The organism is Mucilaginibacter sp. Bleaf8 (assembly GCF_018390515.1).
GTDB lineage: Bacteria > Bacteroidota > Bacteroidia > Sphingobacteriales > Sphingobacteriaceae > Mucilaginibacter.
In genome coordinates this window covers 1-5,322 of sequence record NZ_JAHBBK010000013.1, presented here as the reverse complement: position 1 = coordinate 5,322, position 5,322 = coordinate 1, and the positions used below count along the sequence as shown (strand labels likewise).

Genomic DNA, 5,322 nt, shown 5'->3' with positions numbered 1-5,322 from the left:
GGTTTGGCGCCGACCTACTCTCCCACGTGTTACCGCAGTACCATCGGCTCTGGCGGGCTTAACTTCTCTGTTCGGAATGGGAAGAGGTGGACACCGCCGATATAGGCACCTGAATATTTTTATTGTTATTAGCTTAACCTTAATGATTAGACTCAACAATGACATATTATTGAAAGAAGTAGTCGAAAGCTGAAAAGACACAGCTTATTGTTTTGTTTTTTGATTGCGGTGATGTGCCCGGAAAGAGCACATCACCTTATCTGTTGTCGAAGAAAGCTTCGGGCAATTAGTATTACTCGGCTATGATGTCACCACCTTTACACCTGTAACCTATCAACGTGGTAGTCTTCCACGACCCTCAATGGAAGTCTCATCTTGTGGCTAGTTTCGCACTTAGATGCTTTCAGCGCTTATCTATTCCAAGCGTAGCTACTCTGCAGTACAACTGGCGTCATAACAGATTCACTAGAGGCTTGTCCAACCCGGTCCTCTCGTACTAAGGTCAGCCCCACTCAAACTTCCTGCGCCCACAACAGATAGGGACCGAACTGTCTCGCGACGTTCTGAACCCAGCTCGCGTGCCACTTTAATCGGCGAACAGCCGAACCCTTGGGACCTTCTCCAGCCCCAGGATGTGACGAGCCGACATCGAGGTGCCAAACCTCCCCGTCGATATGAGCTCTTGGGGGAGATCAGCCTGTTATCCCCAGCGTACCTTTTATCCTTTGAGCGATGGCCCTTCCATGCAGAACCACCGGATCACTATATCCGTCTTTCGACCCAGCTCGGCTTGTCTGCCTCACTGTCAAGCAAGCTTATGCTATTGCACTCCACGTACGGTTACCAAGCGTACTGAGCTTACCTTTGAAAGCCTCCGTTACCTTTTTGGAGGCGACCACCCCAGTCAAACTACCCACCAAACAATGTCCCCCTCATTAAAGGGTTAGACACCAAATACAGAAAGGGCGGTATTTCAAGGTTGGCTCCATGAGTCCTGGCGAACCCACTTCGCTGCCTCCCGCCTATCCTACACATCCTGTATCCGATATCAATGTTAAGTTGTAGTGAAGGTGCATGGGGTCTTTCCGTCCCGTTGCGGGTAACCGGCGTCTTCACCGATACCACAATTTCACCGAGCTCATGGCTGAGACAGCGCCCAGATCGTTACACCATTCGTGCAGGTCGGAACTTACCCGACAAGGAATTTCGCTACCTTAGGACCGTTATAGTTACGGCCGCCGTTTACTGGGGCTTCGATTCAATGCTTCGCCTTGCGACTAACATCCCCTCTTAACCTTCCAGCACCGGGCAGGTGTCAGGCCTTATACGTCATCTTTCGATTTTGCAAAGCCATGTGTTTTTGTTAAACAGTCGCCTGGGCCTTTTCACTGCGGCTTGTATTGCTACAAGCGCCCCTTCTCCCGAAGTTACAGGGCCATTTTGCCGAGTTCCTTAGCCATGAATCACTCGAGCACCTTAGGATTCTCTCCTCGACTACCTGTGTCGGTTTACGGTACGGGTTTTGATAACCTGAAGCTTAGCAGGTTTTCTTGGAAGTCTGATTACCATCACTATCACGCCACCCGAAGGCTTTGTGTACTATCAGCGTTCAGCAAAACTTGCGTACTTTACTACAAGTCCTATACCTACAGCCTTTAACGTGCTATTCCGTCAGCACGCGGATGTGTCACTACTCCGTCACTGCATCGCAGTTATCAAAAGTACTGGAATATTAACCAGTTGTCCATCGGAATCTCCACTCGGATTATCCTTAGGCCCCGACTAACCCTGATCCGATTAGCGTTGATCAGGAAACCTTAGTCTTTCGGTGGGCGGGTTTCTCTCCCGCCTTATCGTTACTTATGCCTACATTTGCTTTTCTACAATCTCCACATGCGCTTGTCGCGTCATGCTTCACCGACGGTAGAATGCTCCCCTACCAGTGTATATACAATATACAATCCATAGCTTCGGTATACCATTTAATGCCCGTTTATTATCCATGCCCGGCCGCTCGACTAGTGAGCTGTTACGCACTCTTTAAATGAATGGCTGCTTCCAAGCCAACATCCTAGCTGTCTGTGCAGCCGGACCTCGTTAGTTCAACTTAATGGTAATTTGGGGACCTTAGCTGATGGTCTGGGTTCTTTCCCTCTCGGCCCTGGACCTTAGCACCCAGAGCCTCACTCCAGCGTATGTTATTCAGCATTCGGAGTTTGTCTGGATTTGGTAGGATTTGACTCCCCCGCACCCAATCAGTAGCTCTACCTCTGAATAACTCAACCGCCAGGCTGTTCCTAAAAACATTTCGGGGAGTACGAGCTATTTCCCAGTTTGATTAGCCTTTCACCCCTACCCACAAATCATCCGGAAACTTTTCAACGTTTATCGGTTCGGTCCTCCAGTACCTGTTACGGCACCTTCAACCTGTCCATGGGTAGATCACAAGGTTTCGCGTCTACCTCCTCTGACTATGCGCCCTATTCAGACTCGCTTTCGCTTCGGCTTCGTGCCTTAAACACTTAACCTTGCCAGAGAAGAGTAACTCGTAGGCTCATTATGCAAAAGGCACGCCGTCACAGAACAAGTCTGCTCCGACCGCTTGTAAGCACACGGTTTCAGGTTCTATTTCACTCCCCTGTTCGGGGTTCTTTTCACCTTTCCCTCACGGTACTGGTTCACTATCGGTCTCTCAGGAGTATTTAGCCTTACCGGATGGTGCCGGCTGATTCCCACAAGGCGTCTCCGACCTCGCGGTACTCAGGATTCTACTAGGTCATTACTCATTACGCGTACGCAGCTCTCATGCTCTATGGCGGGCCTTCCCATGCCCTTCCGCTTCTTTATAATGTACCACATCGTAGTCCTACTACCCCGTCTATGCCGTAACATAAACGGTTTGGGCTAATTCCCTTTCGCTCGCCACTACTCAGGAAATCACTGTTGTTTTCTCTTCCTCTGCTTACTTAGATGTTTCAGTTCAGCAGGTTCGCGCTATTTGCAATCTATCTTCAATAGATTAGGTTTCCCCATTCGGAAATCTCCGGATCAATTCATATTTGCTGATCCCCGGAGCTTATCGCAGCTTATCACGTCCTTCATCGCCTCTGAGAGCCAAGGCATCCCCCGTGTGCCCTTTCTTACTTTCTTCTACGCATGCCGCTTTTGCTCGGCATGGTATGCTTTTATAATTTAGAATAGTTACTTCCATCTTCCAGCCATTGCTGACTTTCCAACTTCGTAACTGTCCCACTGTTGTCTTCTCAGTTTTTCAATTACTTCTTCCAATATGTCAAAGAACTTTTGTCTTCATCTGTAACGCCATCACACCGTTGTGTAATAGCTGTAGAAAACAGCGTGGAGAATAACGGATTCGAACCGTTGACCCCCTGCGTGCAAGGCAGGTGCTCTAGCCAGCTGAGCTAATTCCCCGAAAGAATCATTTCCCTTGTAGTAGTCTCGAGCAGATTTGAACTGCTGACCCCTACATTATCAGTGTAGTGCTCTAACCAAACTGAGCTACGAGACTTTGTTTTATGGTTAAAGCCATGGTTCGCTTTGCTTTCGCTTCTACTTACCGTTTCCCTTTTCTGATATGGCTTTTCTTCTTTTGGGTTTCTTCTTTTTTACTTATTTAAGAAATTCATGTGCGTAGCAGTTGTCTTTTTATTTCCACTTTGCGTTACGTGTGTGGAATACTGCTCCAGAAAGGAGGTATTCCAGCCGCACCTTCCGGTACGGCTACCTTGTTACGACTTAGCCCCAGTTACCGGTTTTACCCTAGGACGCTCCTTGCGGTTACATACTTTAGGTACCCCCAGCTTCCATGGCTTGACGGGCGGTGTGTACAAGGCCCGGGAACGTATTCACCGCGTCATTGCTGATACGCGATTACTAGCGAATCCAACTTCATAAGGTCGAGTTGCAGACCTCAATCCGAACTGTGAATGGCTTTTTGAGATTAGCATCCTGTTACCAGGTAGCAGCCCTCTGTACCATCCATTGTAGCACGTGTGTAGCCCCGGACGTAAGGGCCATGATGACTTGACGTCGTCCCCTCCTTCCTCTCTACTTGCGTAGGCAGTCTGTTTAGAGTCCCCACCTTAAATGCTGGCAACTAAACATAGGGGTTGCGCTCGTTGCGGGACTTAACCCAACACCTCACGGCACGAGCTGACGACAGCCATGCAGCACCTAGTTTCGTGTCCCGAAGGACTGATCCGTCTCTGGATCATTCACTAACTTTCAAGCCCGGGTAAGGTTCCTCGCGTATCATCGAATTAAACCACATGCTCCTCCGCTTGTGCGGGCCCCCGTCAATTCCTTTGAGTTTCACCCTTGCGGGCGTACTCCCCAGGTGGAACACTTAACGCTTTCGCTTAGACGCTGACCGTATATCGCCAACATCGAGTGTTCATCGTTTAGGGCGTGGACTACCAGGGTATCTAATCCTGTTTGATCCCCACGCTTTCGTGCCTCAGTGTCAATCACACTTTAGTAAGCTGCCTTCGCAATCGGTGTTCTGTGACATATCTATGCATTTCACCGCTACTTGTCACATTCCGCCTACTTCAACTGTATTCAAGCCCGGCAGTATCAAAGGCACTGCGACAGTTAAGCTGCCGTCTTTCACCCCTGACTTACCAGGCCACCTACGCACCCTTTAAACCCAATAAATCCGGATAACGCTTGGATCCTCCGTATTACCGCGGCTGCTGGCACGGAGTTAGCCGATCCTTATTCTTACCGTACATTCAGCTTGATACACGTATCAAGGTTTATTCCGGTACAAAAGCAGTTTACAACCCATAGGGCCGTCTTCCTGCACGCGGCATGGCTGGTTCAGAGTTGCCTCCATTGACCAATATTCCTTACTGCTGCCTCCCGTAGGAGTCTGGTCCGTGTCTCAGTACCAGTGTGGGGGGTCATCCTCTCAGATCCCCTAGACATCGTCGCCTTGGTGGGCCGTTACCCCGCCAACTAGCTAATGTCCCGCATGCCCATCTTCATCCTATAAATATTTGATCATTATGCAATGCTGCACTGTGATTTTATGCGGTGTTAATCTCTCTTTCGAGAGGCTATCCCCCTGATGAAGGTAGGTTACATACGTGTTACGCACCCGTGCGCCACTCTCATGAGCCCGAAAGCTCAATCCCGTCCGACTTGCATGTATTAGGCCTGCCGCTAGCGTTCATCCTGAGCCAGGATCAAACTCTCCATTGTAAAATGTTTTGTTTGTATCCAGACCCTATTACTCAAAATAGAAATCTGTATTAATATATCTTTATACAGTATTCCGTAACTTATTGTGGTTTTTTT

General features: G+C 48.9%; 2 tRNA genes and 3 rRNA genes. All 5 read right to left on the bottom strand.

The features are described 5' to 3' along the window. Position 1: 1 nt before the first annotated feature. The 5 genes from rrf to KHS38_RS22115 all read right to left on the bottom strand — a co-directional run bounded on the left by rrf (position 2) and on the right by KHS38_RS22115 (position 5,226). Positions 2–113: ribosomal RNA gene (gene rrf / locus KHS38_RS22135) — 5S ribosomal RNA — on the bottom strand. A gap of 153 nt (positions 114–266) precedes the next feature. Further along, positions 267–3,151: ribosomal RNA gene (locus tag KHS38_RS22130) — 23S ribosomal RNA — on the bottom strand. 207 nt (positions 3,152–3,358) lie between these two features. Then, positions 3,359–3,432: transfer RNA gene (locus KHS38_RS22125), tRNA-Ala, on the bottom strand. Between the two features lie 22 nt (positions 3,433–3,454). Then, positions 3,455–3,529 (bottom strand) — tRNA-Ile (locus tag KHS38_RS22120). A gap of 178 nt (positions 3,530–3,707) precedes the next feature. Next, a 16S ribosomal RNA gene (locus KHS38_RS22115) occupies positions 3,708–5,226 on the bottom strand. Together the 16S, 23S and 5S rRNA genes with 2 tRNA genes alongside form the textbook arrangement of a ribosomal RNA operon. Positions 5,227–5,322: the final 96 nt, after the last annotated feature.